We start from the raw sequence: 1,058 nt of genomic DNA, 5'->3' as shown, positions 1-1,058 counted from the left end.
GTCCGCTCCCCTGTCGTGACATGGCGCTGGAAAGTAGAAAGACCGATTGAAGGCGCGGACAATCGCGTCGGATCGAAGGAAGATGCGCCGGCGCGCCTGGTATTCTTATTCGACGGCGACAAAAGCAAGCTGTCGGTGTTCGACCGGGCAAAAATGGATCTGGCAAAGCGCCTTGGTGGCCAAGATCTCCCCTATGCCACGCTGATGTATATCTGGTCGACCAACGCCGCGCCAGGCGCGGTCATTGCCAACCCTCACACGGACCGCGTGGAGATGATCGTGGTTTCCGGTCAGCCCGGCGATGCAGGTCAGTGGCAAAACCTGCGCCGCAATATCGTGCAAGATTACGAGCGAGTCTTTCACGAACCGCCAGGACGAATCACGGGTTACGGCCTGCTGACCGACACAGACAATACCGGTACTTCGACACGTGCCTGGTACGGAGACCTCGAGTTCATAGCAGGGCCCTGATAACGCAGAGCCGCCGAGCTAACTACTCCCGTCGGCGCGATGCGGATGGCCGTCCCGCAGCTCTTTCGCCGTAAGCTGCGAGTCGAAGCATCCTCCCTGCGCCAACAAAAGCTTTGTAGCGGTATAGGTCAGCGACTCCAATCGGGCCAATTCCGGCCCTTAGTCCGTGCTTTTGAGTTGAAGTTTGAACGGCGGCTTGATTTTAAGGTTCGTCAGTAAAAACTGTGTGTGAGTTCAGGTTCAGGTAGCTTGCCAAGCGCGTGGTAGAGCGCGATTTCGGTCATGCGAAAGGTGCGAAAGCCATAGGCTTTTCTCATAGTGACTTTGGCTTTGTTGTTTAGGCCCTCGATGACGCCGCTGGAAAACTGCTTGCGGGCGCGGAAATAGTTAAGAATGAGTTCTCGGTGGCCGCGGATGGTGCGGGCGAATTTCTTCATCGGCTCGATGCGTGAACGCATTACCTGGGTACACCACTGGTCGAGGAACTTCCCGGCCCAAGTGGGCGAGTCGTACTCCCAGAGTTGTTGAAACTCTTCCTTAAGCAGATAGGCGCGCACGCTCTGCAGGTTGTAGTGCAGTAGATCGCG

2 protein-coding genes are annotated in these 1,058 nt (G+C 56.7%); one reads left to right on the top strand and one right to left on the bottom strand.

Annotation, left to right across the window (positions count from 1 at the left end):
* On the top strand, positions 1–471 hold a 471-nt coding region (locus AWB81_RS43415), incomplete at its 5' end, for a DUF3047 domain-containing protein (protein WP_144444372.1).
* 212 nt (positions 472–683) lie between these two features.
* Here AWB81_RS43415 and AWB81_RS43410 read toward each other — a convergent pair.
* A partial coding sequence (locus tag AWB81_RS43410; protein WP_144444410.1) for a transposase occupies positions 684–1,058 on the bottom strand: 375 nt, incomplete at its 5' end.

The organism is Caballeronia arationis (genome assembly GCF_001544975.2).
Classification (GTDB): Bacteria; Pseudomonadota; Gammaproteobacteria; order Burkholderiales; family Burkholderiaceae; genus Caballeronia; species Caballeronia arationis.
Note: the sequence above shows the minus strand (reverse complement) of the source record. Positions and strands in the feature narration are given on the sequence as shown.